The sequence below is a fragment of the Amycolatopsis camponoti genome (assembly GCF_902497555.1).
GTDB classification, from domain to species: domain Bacteria; phylum Actinomycetota; class Actinomycetes; order Mycobacteriales; family Pseudonocardiaceae; genus Amycolatopsis; species Amycolatopsis camponoti.
Window position 1 is genome coordinate 2,529,472 of the sequence record NZ_CABVGP010000001.1, and the last position, 19,746, is coordinate 2,549,217.

The window sequence follows — 19,746 nt, forward strand, 5'->3', positions numbered from 1 at the left end:
CCCCGGCCGAGGCCGCCTCTCAGGAGCGTGCGGTGCGGCGGCGCAGGTCGCCCGGCGTGAGGCCGAAGTGCTTCTTGAACATCCGGCTGAAGTGGGCCGCGTCGGTGATGCCCCATCGCTGGGCGACCTGGATCACCGGCTCGTCCACCGCGGCCGACGAAAGATCGCGATGGGCAGCCTGCAGCCGCTGCTCCCGCAGGTAGCCCGCGACCGTCGTGCCGTCGCCGGAGAAGATCCGGTGCAGGTAGCTCAGCGAGAGGTTGCACGACGCCGCCACGTCCGCCGGGGACAGCTTCGGGTCACCCAGGTTGCGGACGATGAACGACTTCGCCAGGGACAGGTGGATCTCCGGTGGGCTGCCGCCGATCCCGTCCTCCGACATCAACGCGACGTACACGCTCACCATCGCCTGCTGCAGGGCCAGTTGCTGGCGCGGAGCGGCCTCCGTCACCTGCCGCGCCATCGACGTGAGGAGCGCGGCGGCCGCGGTGCCGACGCCCTCCTGGGAGGAGAAGATCCGTGCGGTGTGGTCCTTCTGCACCTTCTCCGGCACCGGGAGCAGCCTCTTCGGCAGCAGGCAGATCGTGAACTGGAATTCCTCGCCGGTCCGGAAGGCGAACGCACGGGAGCTGTCGTAGAACAGCAGATCGCCCGGCGTCAGGGTGGCGGTCCGGCCGTCTTGCTCCACCGTCGCCTGACCGTGGTCCTGCAACAGGAGGTGGAGGACTCCGGGGTCTTCGGTGCGGATGTCGCGGGTCCGTCGTTCGAACGTGTGCCGGGTGGCGCGGATCCGCCGCAGCCGGGTCTCGGCGACGTCGCCACCGGCGACCCTCCCGCGCAGGGCGGACCCGACCGGCTCGACCGCGAGCGGCACGAACTGGTCGCACACGATCGAGCGCCAGTAGTCGACGCGTTCCGGGGGCGGCCGGTCCGCGGCATCGATCTGCACCGCACCTGACATGGGCCAACAGTGCGACGCGACCGGAACCTTGTCAACTTCGTGCGGGGTCCGCGGGCCCTTCGCTGTACGTCCGTGCCCTGACATTGACTCTCGCTATCCAAGGCCGCCGCACCTCGTTGACCCCGGCGCGCCGCGGGCATTCGATCGCTCGCAGACACCGGACCTTGACGAGGAGAAACCATGGAGCTCCCCTCACGCAGCGCGATCGAGGGCCTCGCCGGCGAGCTGGGGCTGGGCATCGCTCCCGGGGACCTCGACGTGTACCACGCCGCGACGACGGGCCTGCTCGGCTCGTGGGCCGTCGTCGACGACCTGTACGACGCCGAGGTGGCCCCGACGGCTCCGCGGCGGGAATGGTCCGAGCCGGCCGACAACCCGCTGGGCGCCTGGTACGTCACCACCGAGCTCACCGGACGCCCGGACGGAACCCTGGCCGGGCGGCGCGTGGCCGTCAAGGACAACGTCGCCGTCGCCGGGGTCCCGATGATGAACGGGTCGGAGACGGTCCGGGGCTTCGTCCCGAAGGTGGACGCGACCGTCGTGACGCGCCTGCTCGACGCCGGGGCGACCATCGCGGGCAAGTCGGTGTGCGAGGACCTGTGCTTTTCCGGCGGTTCGCACACCGCGAAGTCCGGGCCGATCCGCAACCCGTGGGACCTGGACCGCACGAGCGGCGGTTCGTCGAGCGGCAGCGCCGCCCTGGTCGCGGCGGGCGAGGTCGACCTGGCGATCGGCGGCGACCAGGGCGGCTCGATCCGCATCCCGGCGTCCTTCTGCGGGGTGGTGGGGCACAAGCCGACCTTCGGCCTGGTGCCCTACACCGGCGCGTTCCCGATCGAGCAGACCCTCGACCACCTCGGCCCGATCGCGCCGACGGTCGCCGACGCCGCGGCCATGCTGACCGTCCTCGCCGGCGCGGACGGCAAGGATCCCCGGCAGCTGATCGGCCTCGCCGGAATCGACTACGTCGAAGCGCTGGAGCTGGACCGTGGCCTGCGGATCGGGGTGGTGGCCGAAGGCTTCGACCAGGCCAACTCCGATCCCGGCGTCAACGCCGTGGTCCGGCGGGCCGTCGAGAGCCTGACCGCCGCGGGCCACGTGGCCGAGGAGGTGCCGATCCCGTGGCACAAGCACGGCGCCGCGATCTGGGACGTCATCTCCGTGGAGGGCGCGACGTGGCAGATGGTGCAGGGCAACGCCTACGGACTCAACTGGAAGGGCGCCTACGACCCGGATCAGATGGCGTTCTACGGCCGGCAGTGGCGACAGGATCCGTCGGCGTTCTCGGAGACGGTGAAGCTGGTCGCCCTCGGCGGCACTTACGCGTTGCGGAACGGCTATGGCGCGGGCTACGCGAAGGCCCGCAACCTCGAGCGCGTCCTGGCCGCCGCCTACGACACGGCTCTCGCCACCTACGACGTCCTGGTGATGCCCACGCTCCCGATCACCGCGAGCCCGATCCCGTCCGCGGACGCACCGGTCGAAGAGATCATCGGCCGCGCACTGGAGATGGTCTCCAACACCGCACCGTTCGACGTGACCGGGCACCCGGCCTGCTCGATCCCCGCCGGCCTGTCCGGCGGCCTCCCGGTCGGGCTGATGGTCATCGGCCGGAAGCACGACGACGCCGGCGTGCTGGCCGCCGCCCACGCTTTCGAACGCACGCTCGGAACGCTCACCGCGCCCGATTACCACAAGGAGCTCAGCGCATGAACGGAGTATTCGACCTCGCCGGCACCGACGGAGTCGGTCCGGTCGTCGTCCCGGACGAGGAACCGGTCTTCCGGACGGAGTGGGAGAAAGCCGTGTTCCCGATGTTCGCCCTGTGCTTCCGGGCGGGCTTCTTCGGCGTCGACCAGTTCCGGCACGGCATCGAGCTGATCGACCCGGCCGTGTACCTGAAGTCGCCGTACTACGAGCACTGGGTCCACACCGTCGAGCACTACGGCGAGCAGCTCGGCAAGCTCGACCTCGCCGAGCTCGACCGCCGGACCGAGTACTACCTGGCCAACCCGGACGCCCCGCTGCCCGAGCACGCCGACGACCCCGACCTGCTCGCGTTCGTCAACGCCGTCGTCCCCGCGGGCGCCACCGCGAAGCGCGAGCCGGCCAAGCCGGCCCGGTTCGAGGTCGGCGACGTCGTCCGCGTCGACCGGTCCTCGCCGAAGGGCCACACCCGCCGGGCCCGCTACATCCGCGGTGCCGTCGGTGAGGTGGTGCTGGCCCACGGCGCCTTCATCTACCCCGACACCGCCGGCAACGGGCTCGGCGAGCACCCCGAGCACGTCTACACCGTCCGGTTCACCAACGACGAGCTGTGGGGCGCCGACCACGCCGAGCCCAACGGGTCGGTCTACTTCGACGTCTGGGACCCCTACCTCGAGCTCGCCACCACCGCCGAAGGAGCGCACGCATGAGCGCGAAGATCCGTACCCAGGAAGAGATCGCCGCCCGCGTCAAGGCGCTGGAGTCGATGCTCATCGAGCAGGGGGTCATGACGACCCAGGCCATCGACCGGATGGTCGAGATCTACGAGCACGAGGTCGGGCCGCAGCTGGGCGCCAAGGTCGTCGCCAAGGCCTGGAGCGACCCCGGGTTCAAGGCCCGGCTCGTCGAGGACGCGTCCGAGGCGTGCCAGGAGCTGGGGATCAGCGGCCTGCAGGGCGAGGACATGGTCGTGGTGGAGAACACCGCCACGGTGCACAACATCATCGTCTGCACCCTCTGCTCCTGCTACCCGTGGCCGGTGCTCGGCCTGCCGCCGAACTGGTACAAGGACCCGCAGTACCGCGCCGCGATCACCCGGGAGCCGCGCAAGGTCCTGCGCGACGCGTTCGGCTTCGACGTCCCCGAGGACGTCGAGGTGCGGGTGTGGGACTCCAGCAGCGAGATGCGCTACTGGGTGCTGCCGCGGCGCCCCGCCGGCACCGAGGGGTGGACCGAGGAGCAACTGCTCGCCCTGGTCACCCGCGACTCCATGATCGGCGTCGGCCCGGTCGCCGAGGTCGCCTGATGTCCGCCACGACGACCCTGCCGGCGCCGTACTCCAGCGCCGCGGCCCTCGGGGAAACGCGCCGCGAGGTCGAGCAGCTCGTCTGCGGGATGCCCGGCGGCGACCCGGGTTTCGAGCACCCCTGGGAAATCCGGGCGTTCGCGATGGCCGTCACCGCCCACCGCCGGCTCGGGTTCGACTGGTCGGAGTTCCAGGGCGCGCTGATCGCGTCCATTCAGGACTGGGAGTCGAGCGACGCCCCGTGGTCCTACTACCGGCACTGGGTTTCCGCTCTGGAAGTGGTGATGGCCAAGGCGGGCGTGCTCGACGCGGCCGCGCTCGACGTGCAGACGGAGGAAGTCCTGGCGCTGCCGGCCAACCGCAACCACCACGAGGCGCACACCGAGCCGATCGCCGTCGACCCCGCGCGCACCGTTCCCGCCTGACCCGGAAGGAAGTCCCATGACACAGCGCATCATCGTCGCGAAGGGCAAGATCGCGACCACCCACCTCGGCATCACGCTCACGGTCCTCGCGCTGCTGGGCGTTCTGTTCCTCCTGCAGGAGAACGGGTTCGCCCTCTCCGCGCAGGCCGCCCACTACCTGCACGAAGCCACCCACGACGCGCGGCACGCCCTCGGCGTCCCGTGTCACTGAGCGGCCGGGGACAGCTGATGGACACCGTTCCCCTGGGCCGCACCATCGGCTACGGCGCTCTCGCGGGCGTCGTAGCCGGGGTCACCGGGTCCGCAGTGATGTACTGGCTCGTCGAACCGGTGATCCGCGCCGCGATCGCCATCGAAGACGCGGAGGCCGAAGAGCACGCCGGCCACGCGCAGGCCGCGGGGGAGGTGGTGACGCGGGGCGAGCAGGTCTCGTTCGGCTTGGCCACCGTGATCGTGGTCGGAACCCTGATCGGCATCGCGTTCGCGCTCGTGCACCGGTTCCTCCGGGCGAGGCTGCCCGGCAGCGGCTCGCCCGCGTCGTCGGTGATGGTGCTGGCCGGGCTCGGTTTCGTCTCCTTCACCCTGGCCCCGGCCCTCGTCATCCCGGCGAACCCGCCCGCGGTCGGCGACCCGATGACCGTCGACGTCCGCACCCTCACCTACCTGGGGACGATCGTGGGCGCCGTCGTCCTGACGGCCGCGGTCACCAGCGTCGCGCGCGCCGGGAACCTGACGCACGGGGTGCGGGCGATCGCCGCCACCGCCGTGGGAATCGCCGGAACGGTCGTCCTGTTCTGGGCGCTGCCGGACGTCGCCGACCCGGTGCCGCCGACCGTCCCGGCCGACCTGATCTGGCACTTCCGCGTCGCGTCGCTGGCTCAGATCGGCGTGATGTGGCTCGTTCTCGCCGCCGTCTTCGCTTTCCTGGCCTCCGGCCGCCCCAGGCTCGGTGCATCCCCGGGTCCGCAGCGCGCCCAGGCCCGGTGAACGCGTCCGGGCCGCGGGTCCGGATGTGCCGGGGCTGCTGCTGCGGGACCACCGGCAAGCATCCCGATGTGGACCACGAGGGCATCGCCGACGTCCTCGGCACCGCGATCGGGCCCGAAGCGCGGCTCACCCGCGTCGGCTGCCTGTGGGCGTGCGACCTCTCGAACGTCGTGGTCGTGAACCCGGCCGTCGAGGGGCGCCGGCGAGGTGCCCGGCCGGCCTGGGTCACGAAGGTCAACACCGTCGAACGGGCCCGCGCCGTCGCCGACTGGGTGCGGCGCGGTGGCCCGGGCCTCGCCGAGCCACCGGAAGAACTCGGCGAGGTGCTGTCCGCGGCCGGGCTCCGGCGGGTGAGCGCCCCCGGCCGGTGACCGTCCAGAACGTTTCGTCAAGGAGGAAGCACCATGGAATCCGCGATCGACACCCACCTGCAGTGCCCGCGCACCCTGTCGCGGCGGGTCCCCGACGACTACCGGCCGCCGTTCCCGATGTGGGTGGCCCGCGCCGGCTCCGGCCTCCAGCAGGTCGTCATGGCCTACCTCGGTGTCCAATACGGACAGGACGCGCAGCGCCCGGCCGCCGTGGCCGCGCTCCGCCACATCGCCGGCACGTTCGAGGGCGCGGACGGCCCCGTCCACCACGACCTCACCGACCACGTCGACGACTCCGGCCACCACAACCTCATGGCCGTCGGCTACTGGAGCGACCCGGCCGCCTTCTGTCGCTGGCTGCGCTCCGACGAGGTCAAGGGCTGGTGGGACGCCGACGAGCGGCTCGCCGACGGCCTCGGTTACTTCCGGGAAGTCGTCACGCCCCGCGCGGACCAGTTCGAGACCCTGTACGCGTTCCAGGACGACCTGCCGGGTGTCGGGAGCGTGATGGGGGAGATCAGCGGCGAGATCAGTGAGCACGGCTACTGGGGTTCGATGCGGGACCGCATCCCGCAGTCGCAGACCGACTGGTTGCAGGCCGACGGAAACCTCACCATCGTCTCCGGTGATCCGGGCAACGGTGGCCGGGTGGTCGTCCGCGGCCACGACAACATCGCCCTCATCCGCTCGGGCCAGGATTGGCGGGCCGCGGGGGAGGAAGAGCGCTCGCTCTACCTCGACGAGCTTCTCCCGCCGCTGGAGGAAGGCATGGACTTCCTCCGGGACAACGGCGAGACGCTCGGCTGCTACAGCAACCGGTTCGTGCGCAGCATCGACCTCGACGGCAACGAACTCGACGAGAGTTACAACATCGGCCACTGGCGGTCGCTGGAGCACCTCGAGCGGTGGGCCGAGTCCCACCCGACCCACCTGCGGATCTTCGTCACGTTCTTCCGGGTGGTGACCGGCTTGGAGAAGCTGCGCCTCTACCACGAGGTGTCGGTGTCCGACGGCCGGGAGCAGATCTTCGAGTACGTCAACTGCCACCCCCGAACCGGCATGATGCGCGACGCTCGCCCGCCGGCCGGCGCCTGACCCGCTTCTCCGGGCCGGAGCTGCCCCCGCTCGGCCCGGAGAAGCCCACCACCCCTGACCACGAAACGCCCGCTTCGAGGAGCCCGACGATGAGCACCCCCACCCCGCTGCGGCGTCCGCCGGTCATCGACCTTCGCGACGCCCGTGACCGGCTGCACGACTTGCGCGCGTCCTACGCCGAAGCCGTCGCCGCGTTCCGGTGGCCCGACGTCGGCCCGAGCTTCAACTTCGTGCACGACTGGTTCGACACCTTCGCCCGCGGCAACGACCGGCCCGCACTGGTGATCACGGAGGAGGACGGACGCCGGGGCGAGTACTCCTTCGCCGACCTGGTCACCCGCTCCGAGCAGGTGGCGGCGCACCTCGCCGCCCACGGCGTGCGCGCCGGCGACAGCGTCGTGGTGATGCTCGGCAACCAGGTCGAGCTGTGGGAGAGCATGCTGGCGCTGATCCGGCTCGGGGCGGTCATCATGCCGACGACGACCGCCGTCGGCTCCGCCGAACTGACCGACCGGCTGGACCGGGGACAGGCGCGGGCGGTCATCTGCAACCCCGCCGACGCGGCGAAGTTCGACGAGGTTCCGGGCGACTACCTCCGCTTCGCGCTGGGCAGCGTCGACGGCTGGCTGGACTACGCCGCCGCCTACGACGGCGGTCGTCCGGCGGTTCCGCATCCGGGCAACGCCAGTACGGCGCGGCTGCTCCTGTACTTCACGTCCGGCACGACCAGCCGGCCGAAGCTCGTCGAGCACACCCACGTGTCGTATCCCGTCGGGCACCTGTCGACCCTGTACTGGCTCGGCCTGCGGCCCGGCGACGTGCACCTCACCATCTCCAGCCCGGGCTGGGCCAAGCACGCCTGGTCGAACTTCTTCGCGCCCTGGCTCGCCGAGGCCACCGTCTTCGTCTACAACTACGGGCGCTTCGATCCGGCCGCGCTGCTGACGCGAATCCGTGAGGAGGGCGTCACCTCGTTCTGCGCCCCGCCGACGGTGTGGCGGATGCTCATCAACGCCGACCTGTCCGGCGGCCCCGGCTCGCTGCGCGAGGTGATCGCCGCCGGCGAACCGCTCAACCCCGAAGTCATCAGCCAGGTCGAGAAGCGCTGGGGCCTGACCATCCGGGACGGCTTCGGCCAGACCGAGACGACCGCGTGCGTCGCCAACACACCAGGCCAGCCGGTGAAGGCCGGATCGATGGGCCGGCCGCTGCCGGGCGTCCCCGTCGTGCTGGTCGATCCGCTGACCACCACGGTCGTCGACGGCCCCGGCGAGGGAGAGATCTGCCTGGACCTGGCGCGACAGCCGGTGAGTCTCATGACGGGCTACCAGGGTGACGTCGAGCGCAACGCCGAAGTGATGGCCGGCGGCTTCTACCACACCGGCGACGTCGCCTCCCGGGACGAGGACGGCTACCTCACCTACATCGGCCGCACCGACGACGTCTTCAAGGCGTCCGACTACAAGGTCAGCCCGTTCGAACTCGAGTCGGTCCTGATCGAGCACCCGGCCGTCGCCGAGGCGGCCGTCGTGCCGGCGCCGGACCCGGTCCGGCTGGCGGTCCCGAAGGCCTACATTTCGCTGGTGGCCGGCCACGAGCCCGACGCGGAGACGGCGCGCTCGATCCTCGCCCACGCCCGCTCGCACCTGGCGCCGTACCTGCGGGTGCGCCGGCTGGAGTTCGCCGAGCTCCCCAAGACCATCTCCGGCAAGATCCGCCGGGTGGAGCTGCGGCAGCGCGAAACCGAGGTCGCGCACGGCCGGACCGCCGGGGAGTACCGCGACGACGACTTCCCGGACCTGAAGGGCTGAACCGGCGGGCTGATCAGTGTCAGCCGAGACGCGGGGGGTCAGCCGGGCGTCGGAGGGACGACGCCGACACCTCCGCAGCCGAGTTTCAGCGCCGTTCCCGGGGCGCGCAGCAGCGGTCCGTCGGGCCACCAGCTCTGGACCGGCGCCAGGCCGGGGTCGAGGAGGTCGTATCCGTCGAACAGCCGCCGCAGCTCGGAGCCGGTGCGGCAGCGCAGACGCCGGCCGGAGTGGATGTGCCACACCTGCTCGACGGATCGCGCCAGATCGGGGTCGTCGACCGGTTCGATCCACCCACTGAGCGCCAGCGCCGATCCGGGTGCCAGCAGGCTGCGGTACCCGGTCAGTGCCGCGCTCAGGCGGTGGTCGTCGAGCTCGTGCTGGACGCCGCGGGTCATCAGCACCGCGACCGGCCGGCGGAGGTCCAGGACCGACCACAGCTCCTCGTTGTCGAGCAGCCGGTGCGGGTCGAGGTGATCGCCGGACACGATGTGCGTGGCGTCGTTGTCTTCCAGCAGCGCGCGGCCGTAGCTGAGCAGCAAAGGGTCGGTGTCGGTGTAGGCGACGGTCGCGTCGCGGTTGTGGCGCTGGGCGATCTGGTGGGTGTTCTCGTGGGCGTGGGGCAGGCCCGCGGCGAGGTCGAGGAACTGGTCGATGCCTCGGTGGGCGAGGTGCCGCACGACGCGGACGTGCCAGGCGCGGGTGGCGCGGAGCAGCTCGGTGAAGCCGGGTGCGGTCTCCTCGAGCGCGGCCAGCGCTTCGCGGTCGAGAACGTAGTTGTCGGTACCGCCGAGGGCCGCGTTGTGAATCCGCGCCGGGGAAGCGACGGGGAGCCGCCACGTCCTGGCGGTGAAAAGGCCAGGCGGTGGTGCGAGTGTCATGCCGTGAACCTCCGGCACCTCAAGGAAAACAGAGCATGTTCGCGCAGGTGGGCAGCCTAACAACTTCGGTAACCTCTGTGACCAGTTTGGTCGTGACACGAAGGAATGGTTCGTGGCGGCCCGATATCCACCTGAAGTGGGTGTCAGGCGGCCCGGAGGTCGTGCGGTCGAAGGTCTACGGCCGTCCGGGTGTCTTCGTCCGCTACCGACCGTCGCCACGCCCGGCACCCGTACCCTCGCGCTCGAAGGCGCGCGGCACGGCATCACGGTCGACGCCGTCGCCCCGGCCCCGCCATTTCGGCTCCGCACGGCCGCGTCGGAGTCCACACCGGACCGTGGGACGGCCGTGACCCGGGGCCGGGGCCCCGGGTGCTCGGTCGTCGGTCACCATGGAGCGATGTCGCCGTCCGCGTCTTCGTCTTCGAGCCCGGCCGGGCCGGGCCTGCTGTACCTCGTGAAGCAGCTCGAGCTCGCCGTCCGGGCCCGGCTGGACGACGTGCTCCGTCCCGTCGCGCTCACGCCGTTGCAGTACACCGCTCTCACCGTGCTGGAGCGGCGGCCGGGTCTCACGACGGCCGAGCTGGCGCGGAACTCGTTCGTCACCGACCAGGCGATGGCCGACATGGTGGTCGCGCTCGAGCGGCTGGGCTTCATCGTGCGGGACGGCGATCCTCGCGACCGGCGGCGGCGGGTGATCCGCTTGACGGGCTCCGGTGCGGAAATCCTCGGTCGTGTCCGTGACGACGTGGTCGCGCTCGAAGAGCGGCTGGTCTCCCAGCTGCGTCCGCGCGACGCGGCTCGGTTCCGTGAGTACGTCGTCGCGTGCCACGCCGCGCTTTCGGATCGTCCCTCGCACTGACCTCCGGCCGAATAAAGACAGGAAACCTGTACATCTCGGTGGGGCTGTGGCACTGTGCTCGCCAGTGATTCCGCGACGAGCCGGGTGAGGCGACCCGGGTAAAGGGGCACGAGCATGCGCAGGTGGTATGGCCGCGTCGTGGCGCTGGCCGGCTCGATCATGCTGGCGATCGGCCTTACCTCGGGCGTCGCCGCCGGGGCCGCGAGCGGGCACCACACCGGGCAGCTGCCGGACGGGGCCACCTGGGTGGCCGACGTACCGGACGCCTGGAACGGCACGACCATCTTGTACAGCCACGGTTTCGGCCCACTCGCCGCCCAGAACGCGCCGAACGACGAGACGAAGCAGGCGTTGCTCGGCAGCGGCTACGCGCTCGTCGGCTCGTCGTACAGCGGCCCGTCGTGGTGGGCGCTCGCTTCGGCCGTGCGCGACCAGTTCGGCGCTTTGACGGCCCTGGAGCAGCTCACCGGGAAGCCGCGGCGCACGATCGCGTGGGGCACGTCGATGGGCGGCCTGGTCAGCGCACTGGAAGCCGAGGACGGCGGACGTCGGCTCGACGGCGTCCTGAGCACGTGCGGGCTCGTCGCCGGCGGCCTGAACCTGAACAACTACCAGCTGGACGGCGAATACGCGCTGGCGCACCTGCTCGCACCGGCCCAGGACGTCAAGCTCGTGCGGTTCGCGAGCCCGGACGAGGCGAGCGCGTCGGCCGCCGCCCTGACGAAGATCGCCACCGACGCCCAGGCCACCCCGGCCGGGCAGGCGCGCATCGCGCTGGCCGCGGCCCTGATGAACGAGCCAGGGTGGTTCACCGGCGCGACACCGCCGGCGCCGACCGACTACGCGGGCCAGGAAGCCCAGCAGCAGCAGGAACTTTCGCAGTTCGTCCTCGGGTTCGTCGTCACCGGGCGCTACCAGATCGAGCTGGCCGCGGGCGGGAACAGCGCGTCCACCGCGGGTGTCGACTACCGCGAGCTGCTCGGTGACAGCAGCCACGCCCGTCAGGTCCGGGCCCTGTACCGCGCGGCGGGGCTCGACCTGGATGCCGACCTCGCGACCCTCACCCGTGACGCCGACATCCGGCCGGATCCGCAGGCGGTGCGCACCCTCGCGCGCACGTCGACGGTGACGGGCCGGCTGCGCGTGCCGACGCTGGACATCCACACCACCGCCGATCAGCTGGTGCCCGTGGAGCAGGAGGACTGGTACGGCGAGCAGGTGCACCGAGCGGGCGCCGGGGGCTTGCTGCGCCAGGCTTACGTCGGCGCGACCGGCCACTGCGCGTTCCAGCCGTCGGAGAGCATCGCGGCGTTGCACGCGCTGGAGTCCCGCATCGAGACCGGCCGCTGGGGTCACGTCGCGGACCCGGGGAGCCTCAACGAAGCCGCCGGGGAACTCGGCGGGGCCGGTCGCTACGTCCGGTTCGATCCGCCGGAGCTGACCGGCGCCGGTCGTCACGCTCGAACACCGAAGTGAGCGGGTCCGTCCGCTAGGTGGGCCGGGCAGACGTCGCTGTCCGGCCGGGTGCATCGAGCAGGCCGGCCAGCAGCTGGAGTCGCTCGTGGTCCGGGCCGCCCGGCTCCGCCGTGTAGACGATGAGCACCGGCCCGGGAGCGCCCGGCATCGGGTAGGCGTCCCAGTCCAGGTTCAGCTCGCCGACCAGCGGGTGCTCGACGCGCATGCGGCCGCGGGTCGTGTCCTCGACGTCGTGGCGGGCCCACAGCGTCGCGAACTCCGCGCTGCGCACCGCCAGCTCACCGACCAGCTCGACCGCGCGGGGGTGCCCCGGTTCGGCGGCGACCTGGGCCCGCAGCATGCCGGTCAGCTCCGCGACCGTGGCCGCCCGCTCCGGGCATGCCTGGTCGGCTTCGGGGTGCAGCAGCATCGCCAGCAGGTTCCGCTCGGTCCGCGGCAGCTCGGTGAACGTGCCCAGCAGCGCGCCGGCCAGGGGGTTCCAGGCCAGCAAGTCCAGGAAGCGCCCGACGACCAGGGCGGGCGACGTCGTCGCGTGCAGCAGCCGCAGCGTCGTCTCCGGTACCTCCTCCGGCGGGTACACCCGAGCCGGCCGCGCCGGGGTGCGCGCGGCGGCGGCGAGGCTGTGCAGGTGCCGGGTCTCCTCGGCGGAGAAGTTCAGCGCGCGGGCGATGGCGTCGAGGACCTGGTCGGAGGGCCGCACGTCGCGGCCCTGCTCCATGCGCTGGTAGTAGTCCGAGCTCACCCCGGCCAGCAGGGCCAGCTCTTCGCGGCGCAGCCCGGCGACGCGCCGTCGCGGGCCCGGCTCCAGGCCGACGTCCTGTGGCCGCAGCCGGGTGCGCCGGGTCCGCAGGAAATCGGCGAGCGCGCGGCGGGGGTCGTCGGTCATCGGTCCAGTATGCCCGCGGTGTGACCGCCGAAGGTGGGTCTGGCGGTCCCAGGAAAACCCGGACGCCCGTGCGGTCCGGCGCCGGGCCCAGGATCGGTGCCGCACCAGCCGATCACGAAAGGACAATGCGACATGAAGACCGCACAGATCACGAGCTTCGGGCCGCCGGAGGTCCTCCGGGTCACCGAGACCGAGCGTCCCTCGCCCGGTGCCGGTGAGGTCCTGGTGGCGGTCGAGGCGTCCAGCGTCAACGGGCACGACACGATCGTCCGCTCCGGTGGGCTGAAGATGGTGTCGGGCCGGAAGTTCCCGCTCGGTGTCGGCCTGGACTTCGCCGGTGCCGTCGTCGCGGTCGGGCCCGGTGTCGAGGGCTACCGCGCCGGGGATCGGGTGTGGGGGATGGTGCACCCGCGGCAGCGGCACACCACGGCCGCGGCGGCCGAGTACGTCGTGGTTCCCGCCGCTCGCCTCGGTCTCGCTCCCGCGGGTGTCCCGGCGGTCGAGGCGGCGTCCCTGGTCGTGGCGGGCAGCACCGCGCTGATCGCGTTGCGCGACAGCGTCGGGCTGGGCGAAGGCGAACGGGTCCTGGTGCGCGGCGCTGCGGGCGGTGTCGGTACCGCGGCGGTGCAGCTGGCCCACGCGATGGGCGGCCACGTGACCGCGCTGGCCCGCGATCGCCACGCTGCCGTCCTGCGCGATCTGGGAGCCGACGCCGTTCTCGACTACGGCACCACGACTTCCGACGCGATCGGGCCTTTCGACGTCATCGTCGACACGGTCGGGTCCGAGTTGCATTGCTACCGCGGCAGGCTGGGCAAGGGCGGCCGGATGGTCACCGTCGGACTGTCGGCCCCCGCGCTGGCCGCGATCGCGGCGTCGGCCATCCACGGCTCCCGGCGCATCCGCACGTTCAGCGCCAATCCCGACTCGGCTGTGTTGAGCGATCTGGCCGGCTTCGTGACCTCCGGTGCGCTGCGCCCGACGGTGCACAGCGTGTACCCGCTGGCCGACATCGCCGCCGCGCACGAGGCGTTCGAGCGCGGCGGTGTCATGGGTAAGCACGTACTCGCGATCACGGGCTGAAGCAGCGAACCGGTGAGGGTGCCGAAGTCAAGGCGGCGGCCGCCAGGCAAATACGTGACTCACTCCATCGGGTGACGAGCGTGCCGGCGCTGTTGGGCTGAAGTGGGCGGATGGGCAGCACGGAAGCCCGGGTGACGCGGGTCGCGTGGCACATATTTCCGGCAGCCCCGCGGCTTTTGCGCGCGACGCAGGGCAGATCACCACTCTCCCCGGCGGTGGGGAAATTTCGGTAAAGAGCTGGCAACAGCCGCGTCATCCATCGGTCATGTAGTCCCGCACCATTGGCCGGACCATGATCTCCGTTCCGCCATCCGGCCGTACCGGGAATGGTCCGGTCGGAACCCATGAAGGGAAAACCATGCGCGCACCTCCGCTGCGGATCGGGCGGCCGAAACCGCCGCGCCTCGCCGTGGCCGCCCTCGCCGCGATCGCCGTGATGCTCGCCTGCCCGGCCGTGGCGGCCGCGCACGTGTCGGCCACCCCGGACACCGTCGAACCGGGGGAGCCGGCCACTATTTCCTTGCTGGTGCCCAACGAACGCGACGACGCGACGACAGTCCGGCTGGAGGTGCTGTTCCCGGACCGGCCCGCCGTCGTCTCGGCGACGCCGCAGAACCTGCCGGGGTGGAAGATCAGCGTGCGGCCCGGCGGCGGCGACGCGATGGCGGACAAGCCGGTGACGTCGATCGTGTGGGAAGGCGGGACCGTGCCCGCCGGCACGTTCCAGGAGTTCCCCGTGCGGATCGGCGGCCTGCCCACCGGCACGCTCGCTTTCCAGGTGCTGCAGACCTATTCGGACGGCCAGGTCGTGCGCTGGGCCGATCCCGCGCCCCCGGGGCAGCCCGAACCCGAACACCCGGCGCCCGTCGTCACCGTAGCTCCGGCGCCCGTGGCTGAAGTGTCCGATGTGGACGTTCTCGCTCGCGTGCTGGGTGGCGCCGCGCTCGGGGTCGCGCTGGTGGCCGCCGGAGTGGCGTGGCTGCGCAGGCGACCCGCCGGCGTCCGGCCCGAGACCGCCTGCGAGGCCCCCGAGCGGGAAAAAGTCCAGCTGTAGCCCGACGGAACCGGATGGGGTGGCGATGGTGGAGGTTCAGCGGGGCCCGGGCGCTCGAAGCCTGCCGGCGGACGCGTTGGAAAAGCTGCGGCGCCAAGCCGTGGCCGCGGTCGGCTCGGGGCTGTCGCAGACCAGGGTCGCGAGCATGTTCGGCGTGTCCAGGAAAGCGGTCGGCTCCTGGGTGCGGGCCTACGAGTCCGGCGGCGAGTCGACGTTGCGGCCCCGGCCCCGCGGACGCCGGGCCGGGGAGCAGCTGGTGTTGTCCGCGGCCCAGCAGGGCCGGGTGGTCGACGTCCTGGCCGCCGGGCCACCCGACGCGGCCGGGCTGCCGTGGCTGGTGTGGACGCGCAAGGCGGTCGCCGAGCTGGTCGCGCGGGAGTGCGGTGTCGTGCTGGCCGGGACGACGATCGACAAGTATCTGCTGCGGTGGGAGCTGGTCGGCCGCGACGGTGTGTTCTCCCGGCGGCCCGGGTGCCCGCCGGGAACGCTGCTGGTGACCTGGACCCATCCGCGCTCGCCCACGGGCACGCGTGCGCTGCACGCCCTGGTCGCGGTGAGCGGCCGCGGCACGCTGCAGTTCCTCGCCGCGGCGACGCCGTTCACCGGCGTCGCCGAGTTCCGGCACCGGCTGCGGATGCAGTGCGGCCGGGACATCCGGCTGGTCCCGCACGACTGGCCCGCCGCCCATGCGGCCTTGCTCGACGACAGCCGGGACGTCGTGCTGCCGGCGTGAACCCGGCGTTCCCGACCGCCGATCCGGATTCCGGATCGGCGGTTTTTCGTGCGCCGATGACGTGTTACCCCCGCGTAAACAGTTTCCCGGTTTCCGGATCGGGCCCGGTGATTTCGCCGGAAAGGAGTTCCTTGCTCGCTTTGAATGGGTTACAGGCCGGCCGGTTCCGCCCCGATCACGACCTCACCCTCAGCGTCGCCGGTGTGTCCGTTATTTGCCCGCCGCGATCGGTTCGGCGGTTCCGGTCCGAATCGGCGGGAGCGACCATAAGCCCTGGTAGGGACGCTGTGTCCGGCAGTGGCAACATCGCCGCAACGCGCGTTTTCACCCTGCTGGTCAACAAAGCGGTGAAGCTGCCACCATGCCGTCGTCCGGATTTTCCCAGCCTGGCACATCCGGACCGCGAAAACCTGAGACCGGGCCAAGAAGTCCGGCGCCCGAGGAGGCGGCACTTGCGAACCACACCATTTCTCACCGCGGCTGCGCTGACCCTTGCCCTGTCGAGTCCGGCGAATGCCGTCGCGGCCGAAGCCCCGGTGACGGTGGTGGGGTGTTCGGCCACGACGACCGGCGTGCCGGGGCAGCAACTGGTGCTGGCGCCCGCGTCGGTGACGGAGCCCGTGGTGTCCGCGCTGTCCGTTCTGGACCCGCTGGGCGTGCTGACGGGCGCCTTCCGGTCGCTCTGGGCCGGCACGGCTCCGATCCCGCTGGGGACCGTCCCCGCGGGCGAGGCGGAGATCCCGGGGATCCGGATCGCGGACGCGGTGGGCGCCCGCCTCCGCGAGCTCCCCGTGCTCGCGCCGGTGCTCGCCCCGCTGGTGTCCACGGTGCACACGTCGCTCGCCTCGCTCTGCGGCATCCTCGTGCGAGGCCAGGTCCCGGGTGCTCCTCCGGCCGGTTCGCCGGCGACGCCCGCGGATCCCGTGCCGCCCGGTGCGGCCGGCGGTTCGCCCGACGCCGGCACCCCGATCGCGGGGCGGCAGTGGACGGTCGCGGCCGTGCCCGGCTCGACCGCGGGCGGCGGCGCGGTGTTCGGCACTCCGATTCCCGGACAGCTTCCCGGAGCCAGCTTCCCGGCCGGTGCGGAGGTGCCGCAGGCGGGCGGCGAGGCGCCGGTGGTGCTCGACGCCCGGCGCGCGGCCGGATCGGGGGAGGCACTGGCCGCGCCGCGGGACGACGGGCTCTCCTGGCCGGTCCTGGCGGGGATCCTGCTGATGGCCGCGGTGGGCGCCCAGCTGATGCGCAGGTGGGGCTTCCGCCGCCCCCGCTGACCGCCGTCGGCCGCGAAGCCCCGTTACTCCCCGGTTACGGCGATCTTCGCAGGAGGGACGAGCGGTGACACCCCGTTCACGAAAGGACGTTCCTCATGACCACCGCAGCTGCCACCATCCGGGACTTGACCGTGGCCGATCGTGACGCGCGCAGTCTCTCCGCGGACGCACTCGAAGCGCTCCGCCGGCGGGCCGTGGCCGCTGTCGAGGCGGGCGTGACGCGAGCGGAGGTCGCCCGCCTGTTCGGGGTGTCCCGCAAGACCGTTGGCGCCTGGGTCGCGGCGTACCAGCGCCAGGGCGACGAGGCGTTCCGGCCGCGGCGGCGGGGGCGGCGGCCTGGCGAGCAGTTCGCGCTGACGGCCGGGCAGCAGGCGTGGATCGTGCGGACGATCGTGGCGGGCCTGCCTGAGTCGTGCGGGCTGCCGCAGCGGCTCTGGACGCGGCAAGCGATCTCCGAGCTGGTCCGCCGGGAGTTCGGCATCCTGGTCAGCTCGCCGACGGTGTCGCAGTACCTCGCCCGCTGGGGACTGGTGGAGGAGCACCGGTTGCTGGAGATGCGGCGCGGGAGGGTCCTGTCGGGCCGTCCGCGCGAACCCCGGCCCGGCAATGAATGGATCCCGGAAGCGGAAGTCCTGTGGCTGGCCTGGACGCGCCCGCACACGCCGGCCGAGCCGCGGCGCGGCCCGGTCGGGGGCCGGCAGAACCTGCTGACGGGGTTCCGCGACTACTACGGCGACGTCAACCTCCTGCTCGCCCTTTCGCACCGGGGAATGGTGTACTTCCAGGCGCGGCAGGGGGTTTTCGACGCGCAGCAGGCGAACGAATTCTTGACGCGGCTGAACGGCCAGTTCAACCGGGGACTCAACATCGTCGTCTGCGAGTGGCCCGTCGAGCACGACGGAATGCTGCGGGCCTGGCCGGAGCCCCACCCGGGCCGGCTGTCGGTGCGCTTCACGCTCGGCTGAGGATTTCGAAAGGGAAAGTGGACGTCTTGTGGTCACGCCACAACCGAGTAGTATTTGACAACAGAGCCGGGTTGGGGTCGCGGAAAAGCTCACCGCTCCCACTGTGTGTCGTGAAAACGGCGATACACGGAATTCATTCCCCAGCCACGCCGCTGTTTCCGGTGCTGGTTTGACTTGTTTTGCGAACCGATGCGGACTACCGGGAGAGCCATGACCGTCAACACCCTTCCTTCGGCCGACCTCGACCTCGAAGTGCTGCTGGCGCACAAGGAAACGATCGCCGACGGCGTCGTCCGGCTGGCGTTCCGCCACCCCGCGGGTGACCGGCTACCGCCATGGGCGCCGGGCGCCCACGTGGACCTGCTGCTGCGGCCGGACCTCGTCCGCCAGTACTCCCTGTGCGGCGACCCACGCGACCGCTCGGTGCTGGAAGTCGCCGTGCTGCGCGAGCACAGCGGACGCGGTGGTTCCGCGTTCGTGCACGACACGCTGCTCCCCGGGGATCGGGTCCGGATCCGCGGTCCCCGCAACAACTTCCCGTTCGTGCGCGCCGAACGGTACCTGTTCGTCGCGGGCGGGATCGGCATCACCCCGTTGCTGCCGATGGTGGCGGCCGCCGATGCGACCGGCGCCGACTGGCGGCTGCTCTACGGCGGACGATCGCACTCGTCGATGGCCTTCGCCGCGCGACTGCGGGAGGAGTACGGCGACCGGGTGGTGCTGTGGCCGCGGGACCGGGCGGGACTGCCCGATGTGCCCGGGATGCTGGGCGCGGCAGCGGCCGGCACCGCGGTCTACTGCTGCGGGCCCGAGCCGCTGCTGGCCGTCGCCGAGGAGGTGTGCGCCGGTCTGCCGCACCTCGAGCTGCACCTGGAACGGTTCTCGCCCAAGGAGATCACCGGGGTCGCGGCTGGCTTCGACGTCGAGCTCGTCCGGTCGGGGCTGACGCTGACTGTGCCCGCCGACCGGTCGATCCTCGAAGTGGCCGAAGACGCCGGGGTGCCGGTGCTGTCGTCGTGCCGCGAGGGTACGTGCGGTACCTGCGAAACCCCGGTGCTCGGCGGGCTCCCCGACCACCGCGACTCCCTACTCACCGATGAAGAGAAGGCGGCCGGCGAAACCATGATGATCTGCGTGTCCCGGTCCTGCGGCCGTAAGCTGGTACTGGACCTCTGAGATGTCTGTGACGACAACGAAAATCGGCACCTGGGCGGCGGCGCTGCTGGCTGCCGCGTCGTGTGGCTGGGCACTGTGGACGGTGGCCGGTCACCTCGGCGACGAGCAGCGGCCACAGGTGACCCAGGTCGCCGCTCCGCGAACGACGTCACCGGCCGTCCCCTCCACCGCCCCGTCCGGCCCGGCCCCCGCATCGCCGATACCGACGGCACCGCCGTCGGTACCCGGCCCGGATCCCGTCCTCCCCGGCTCGCCGGTCGCGGCCGGTCGTGTTCCCTCGATCACGACGCCGCCGGAGGCGCCCGGGCAACCGGTGCCGACCGGGGAATATCCACCGCTGCCGACCGGGGAGTACCCGCCGCTGCCGCCGTCTTCGGCGCCGCCACCCGTGACTTCGCCGGCGCCGCCGGAACCGTCCGAACCCCCGCCCACCGAACCCGCGCCACCGCCCGCTCCGGAATGCGATTCGAGTGGACTGCTGGGACCATTGCTGTGCACCGTGCTCGGCCTGCTCGGCTGAACCAGGGAACTATCAAAGGCACACAGTTTCCACTCTTTTATAGCCTCAATTCCTCACCAAGCTTCCTCATTTTGAGGACGACTATTTCACGTCCAGTTAACAGAAAGAGCCGGAATCGAACGCGAAGTCCGTGATTCACTTTCCTTCGTCCGGACAGCCCGTTTCCCGCCGGGCCGAACAGA

The 19,746-nt window shown here is 71.6% G+C and carries 21 protein-coding genes; 18 read left to right on the plus strand and 3 right to left on the minus strand.

Features of this window, described 5'->3' with window-relative positions; genetic code table 11:
* Positions 1 to 19: 19 nt before the first annotated feature.
* Entirely contained in the window at positions 20 to 961 is a 942-nt protein-coding gene (locus tag AA23TX_RS12125; protein WP_196425292.1) for an AraC-like ligand-binding domain-containing protein, read from the minus strand.
* Between the two features lie 180 nt (positions 962 to 1,141).
* On the opposite strand from AA23TX_RS12125, the gene AA23TX_RS12130 reads away from it, so the two are divergent.
* From AA23TX_RS12130 to AA23TX_RS12170, 9 genes are all read left to right on the plus strand, one after another.
* Positions 1,142 to 2,674 carry an amidase gene (locus tag AA23TX_RS12130; protein ID WP_155542632.1) on the plus strand — a complete coding sequence of 511 codons (1,533 nt, stop codon included), beginning with the start codon at positions 1,142 to 1,144 and terminating at the stop codon, positions 2,672 to 2,674.
* On the plus strand, positions 2,671 to 3,378 hold the full coding sequence (gene nthB, locus AA23TX_RS12135) for a nitrile hydratase subunit beta (protein ID WP_155542633.1): 708 nt from the start codon (positions 2,671 to 2,673) through the stop codon (positions 3,376 to 3,378). The genes AA23TX_RS12130 and nthB overlap by 4 nt, the downstream gene beginning before the upstream one ends.
* The gene (gene nthA / locus AA23TX_RS12140) at positions 3,375 to 3,974 is read left to right on the plus strand and encodes a nitrile hydratase subunit alpha (protein WP_155542634.1); all 600 of its coding nucleotides are present in this window, start codon (positions 3,375 to 3,377) and stop codon (positions 3,972 to 3,974) included. The genes nthB and nthA overlap by 4 nt, the downstream gene beginning before the upstream one ends.
* Entirely contained in the window at positions 3,974 to 4,399 is a 426-nt protein-coding gene (locus tag AA23TX_RS12145; RefSeq protein WP_155542635.1) for a nitrile hydratase accessory protein, read from the plus strand. Before nthA ends, AA23TX_RS12145 begins: the two co-directional genes overlap by 1 nt.
* Positions 4,400 to 4,415: 16 nt before the next feature.
* Entirely contained in the window at positions 4,416 to 4,610 is a 195-nt protein-coding gene (locus AA23TX_RS12150; protein ID WP_155542636.1) for a CbtB domain-containing protein, read from the plus strand.
* A 17-nt stretch (positions 4,611 to 4,627) separates the two neighbouring features.
* Positions 4,628 to 5,386: a CbtA family protein gene (locus AA23TX_RS12155; RefSeq protein ID WP_155542637.1), complete on the plus strand. Its 759-nt coding sequence runs from the start codon at positions 4,628 to 4,630 to the stop codon at positions 5,384 to 5,386.
* Positions 5,383 to 5,757, plus strand: a complete 375-nt coding sequence (locus AA23TX_RS12160) for a hypothetical protein (protein WP_230862440.1) — start codon at positions 5,383 to 5,385, stop codon at positions 5,755 to 5,757. The genes AA23TX_RS12155 and AA23TX_RS12160 overlap by 4 nt, the downstream gene beginning before the upstream one ends.
* A gap of 33 nt (positions 5,758 to 5,790) precedes the next feature.
* Positions 5,791 to 6,852, plus strand: coding sequence for an aliphatic aldoxime dehydratase (gene oxdA / locus AA23TX_RS12165; RefSeq protein ID WP_155542638.1), 1,062 nt, complete (start codon positions 5,791 to 5,793; stop codon positions 6,850 to 6,852).
* An 89-nt stretch (positions 6,853 to 6,941) separates the two neighbouring features.
* Complete coding sequence (locus tag AA23TX_RS12170; protein ID WP_155542639.1) at positions 6,942 to 8,663, plus strand: AMP-binding protein; 1,722 nt, start codon at positions 6,942 to 6,944, stop codon at positions 8,661 to 8,663.
* A gap of 38 nt (positions 8,664 to 8,701) precedes the next feature.
* On the opposite strand, the gene AA23TX_RS12175 is transcribed toward AA23TX_RS12170, so the two are convergent.
* A complete protein-coding gene (locus AA23TX_RS12175) occupies positions 8,702 to 9,541 on the minus strand; it encodes an SAM-dependent methyltransferase (RefSeq protein ID WP_196425293.1) in 840 nt (279 codons plus the stop codon).
* Between the two features lie 397 nt (positions 9,542 to 9,938).
* Here AA23TX_RS12175 and AA23TX_RS12180 point away from each other — a divergent pair, with 397 nt between their 5' ends.
* Together AA23TX_RS12180 and AA23TX_RS12185 are read left to right on the plus strand one after the other, a co-directional pair.
* A complete protein-coding gene (locus AA23TX_RS12180; protein ID WP_155542641.1) occupies positions 9,939 to 10,400 on the plus strand; it encodes a MarR family winged helix-turn-helix transcriptional regulator in 462 nt (153 codons plus the stop codon).
* Between the two features lie 114 nt (positions 10,401 to 10,514).
* A complete protein-coding gene (locus AA23TX_RS12185) occupies positions 10,515 to 11,876 on the plus strand; it encodes an alpha/beta fold hydrolase (RefSeq protein WP_155542642.1) in 1,362 nt (453 codons plus the stop codon).
* 13 nt (positions 11,877 to 11,889) lie between these two features.
* Here the strand turns inward: AA23TX_RS12185 and AA23TX_RS12190 are convergent, their stop codons facing one another.
* Complete coding sequence (locus AA23TX_RS12190) at positions 11,890 to 12,762, minus strand: helix-turn-helix domain-containing protein (RefSeq protein ID WP_155542643.1); 873 nt, start codon at positions 12,760 to 12,762, stop codon at positions 11,890 to 11,892.
* 132 nt (positions 12,763 to 12,894) lie between these two features.
* Here AA23TX_RS12190 and AA23TX_RS12195 point away from each other — a divergent pair, with 132 nt between their 5' ends.
* The 7 genes from AA23TX_RS12195 (at position 12,895) to AA23TX_RS12225 (ending at position 19,564) form a co-directional block, all read left to right on the plus strand.
* A complete protein-coding gene (locus tag AA23TX_RS12195) occupies positions 12,895 to 13,845 on the plus strand; it encodes an NADP-dependent oxidoreductase (protein ID WP_155542644.1) in 951 nt (316 codons plus the stop codon).
* Positions 13,846 to 14,203: 358 nt separating this feature from the next.
* Positions 14,204 to 14,899, plus strand: coding sequence for a YcnI family copper-binding membrane protein (locus AA23TX_RS12200; protein ID WP_230862441.1), 696 nt, complete (start codon positions 14,204 to 14,206; stop codon positions 14,897 to 14,899).
* A gap of 28 nt (positions 14,900 to 14,927) precedes the next feature.
* On the plus strand, positions 14,928 to 15,632 hold the full coding sequence (locus tag AA23TX_RS12205; protein ID WP_230862442.1) for a helix-turn-helix domain-containing protein: 705 nt from the start codon (positions 14,928 to 14,930) through the stop codon (positions 15,630 to 15,632).
* A 452-nt stretch (positions 15,633 to 16,084) separates the two neighbouring features.
* Complete coding sequence (locus tag AA23TX_RS12210) at positions 16,085 to 16,903, plus strand: hypothetical protein (protein WP_155542646.1); 819 nt, start codon at positions 16,085 to 16,087, stop codon at positions 16,901 to 16,903.
* 95 nt (positions 16,904 to 16,998) lie between these two features.
* Positions 16,999 to 17,868, plus strand: a complete 870-nt coding sequence (locus AA23TX_RS12215; protein WP_155542647.1) for a helix-turn-helix domain-containing protein — start codon at positions 16,999 to 17,001, stop codon at positions 17,866 to 17,868.
* A 210-nt stretch (positions 17,869 to 18,078) separates the two neighbouring features.
* Positions 18,079 to 19,044, plus strand: coding sequence for a PDR/VanB family oxidoreductase (locus AA23TX_RS12220; RefSeq protein WP_155542648.1), 966 nt, complete (start codon positions 18,079 to 18,081; stop codon positions 19,042 to 19,044).
* A 1-nt stretch (position 19,045) separates the two neighbouring features.
* Positions 19,046 to 19,564, plus strand: a complete 519-nt coding sequence (locus AA23TX_RS12225) for a hypothetical protein (protein WP_155542649.1) — start codon at positions 19,046 to 19,048, stop codon at positions 19,562 to 19,564.
* The last annotated feature ends 182 nt before the right edge of the window (positions 19,565 to 19,746 follow it).

What these genes read in the sequence shown, in the direction of transcription:
- AA23TX_RS12125 (WP_196425292.1), bottom strand. Translation starts at nt 961, where the DNA reads ATGTCAGGTGCGGTGCAGATCGATGCCGCGGACCGGCCGCCCCCGGAA.
- AA23TX_RS12130 (WP_155542632.1), top strand. Translation starts at nt 1,142, where the DNA reads ATGGAGCTCCCCTCACGCAGCGCGATCGAGGGCCTCGCCGGCGAGCTG.
- nthB (WP_155542633.1), top strand. Translation starts at nt 2,671, where the DNA reads ATGAACGGAGTATTCGACCTCGCCGGCACCGACGGAGTCGGTCCGGTC.
- nthA (WP_155542634.1), top strand. Translation starts at nt 3,375, where the DNA reads ATGAGCGCGAAGATCCGTACCCAGGAAGAGATCGCCGCCCGCGTCAAG.
- AA23TX_RS12145 (WP_155542635.1), top strand. Translation starts at nt 3,974, where the DNA reads ATGTCCGCCACGACGACCCTGCCGGCGCCGTACTCCAGCGCCGCGGCC.
- AA23TX_RS12150 (WP_155542636.1), top strand. Translation starts at nt 4,416, where the DNA reads ATGACACAGCGCATCATCGTCGCGAAGGGCAAGATCGCGACCACCCAC.
- AA23TX_RS12155 (WP_155542637.1), top strand. Translation starts at nt 4,628, where the DNA reads ATGGACACCGTTCCCCTGGGCCGCACCATCGGCTACGGCGCTCTCGCG.
- oxdA (WP_155542638.1), top strand. Translation starts at nt 5,791, where the DNA reads ATGGAATCCGCGATCGACACCCACCTGCAGTGCCCGCGCACCCTGTCG.
- AA23TX_RS12170 (WP_155542639.1), top strand. Translation starts at nt 6,942, where the DNA reads ATGAGCACCCCCACCCCGCTGCGGCGTCCGCCGGTCATCGACCTTCGC.
- AA23TX_RS12175 (WP_196425293.1), bottom strand. Translation starts at nt 9,541, where the DNA reads ATGACACTCGCACCACCGCCTGGCCTTTTCACCGCCAGGACGTGGCGG.
- AA23TX_RS12180 (WP_155542641.1), top strand. Translation starts at nt 9,939, where the DNA reads ATGTCGCCGTCCGCGTCTTCGTCTTCGAGCCCGGCCGGGCCGGGCCTG.
- AA23TX_RS12185 (WP_155542642.1), top strand. Translation starts at nt 10,515, where the DNA reads ATGCGCAGGTGGTATGGCCGCGTCGTGGCGCTGGCCGGCTCGATCATG.
- AA23TX_RS12190 (WP_155542643.1), bottom strand. Translation starts at nt 12,762, where the DNA reads ATGACCGACGACCCCCGCCGCGCGCTCGCCGATTTCCTGCGGACCCGG.
- AA23TX_RS12195 (WP_155542644.1), top strand. Translation starts at nt 12,895, where the DNA reads ATGAAGACCGCACAGATCACGAGCTTCGGGCCGCCGGAGGTCCTCCGG.
- AA23TX_RS12200 (WP_230862441.1), top strand. Translation starts at nt 14,204, where the DNA reads ATGCGCGCACCTCCGCTGCGGATCGGGCGGCCGAAACCGCCGCGCCTC.
- AA23TX_RS12215 (WP_155542647.1), top strand. Translation starts at nt 16,999, where the DNA reads ATGACCACCGCAGCTGCCACCATCCGGGACTTGACCGTGGCCGATCGT.
- AA23TX_RS12220 (WP_155542648.1), top strand. Translation starts at nt 18,079, where the DNA reads ATGACCGTCAACACCCTTCCTTCGGCCGACCTCGACCTCGAAGTGCTG.
- AA23TX_RS12225 (WP_155542649.1), top strand. Translation starts at nt 19,046, where the DNA reads ATGTCTGTGACGACAACGAAAATCGGCACCTGGGCGGCGGCGCTGCTG.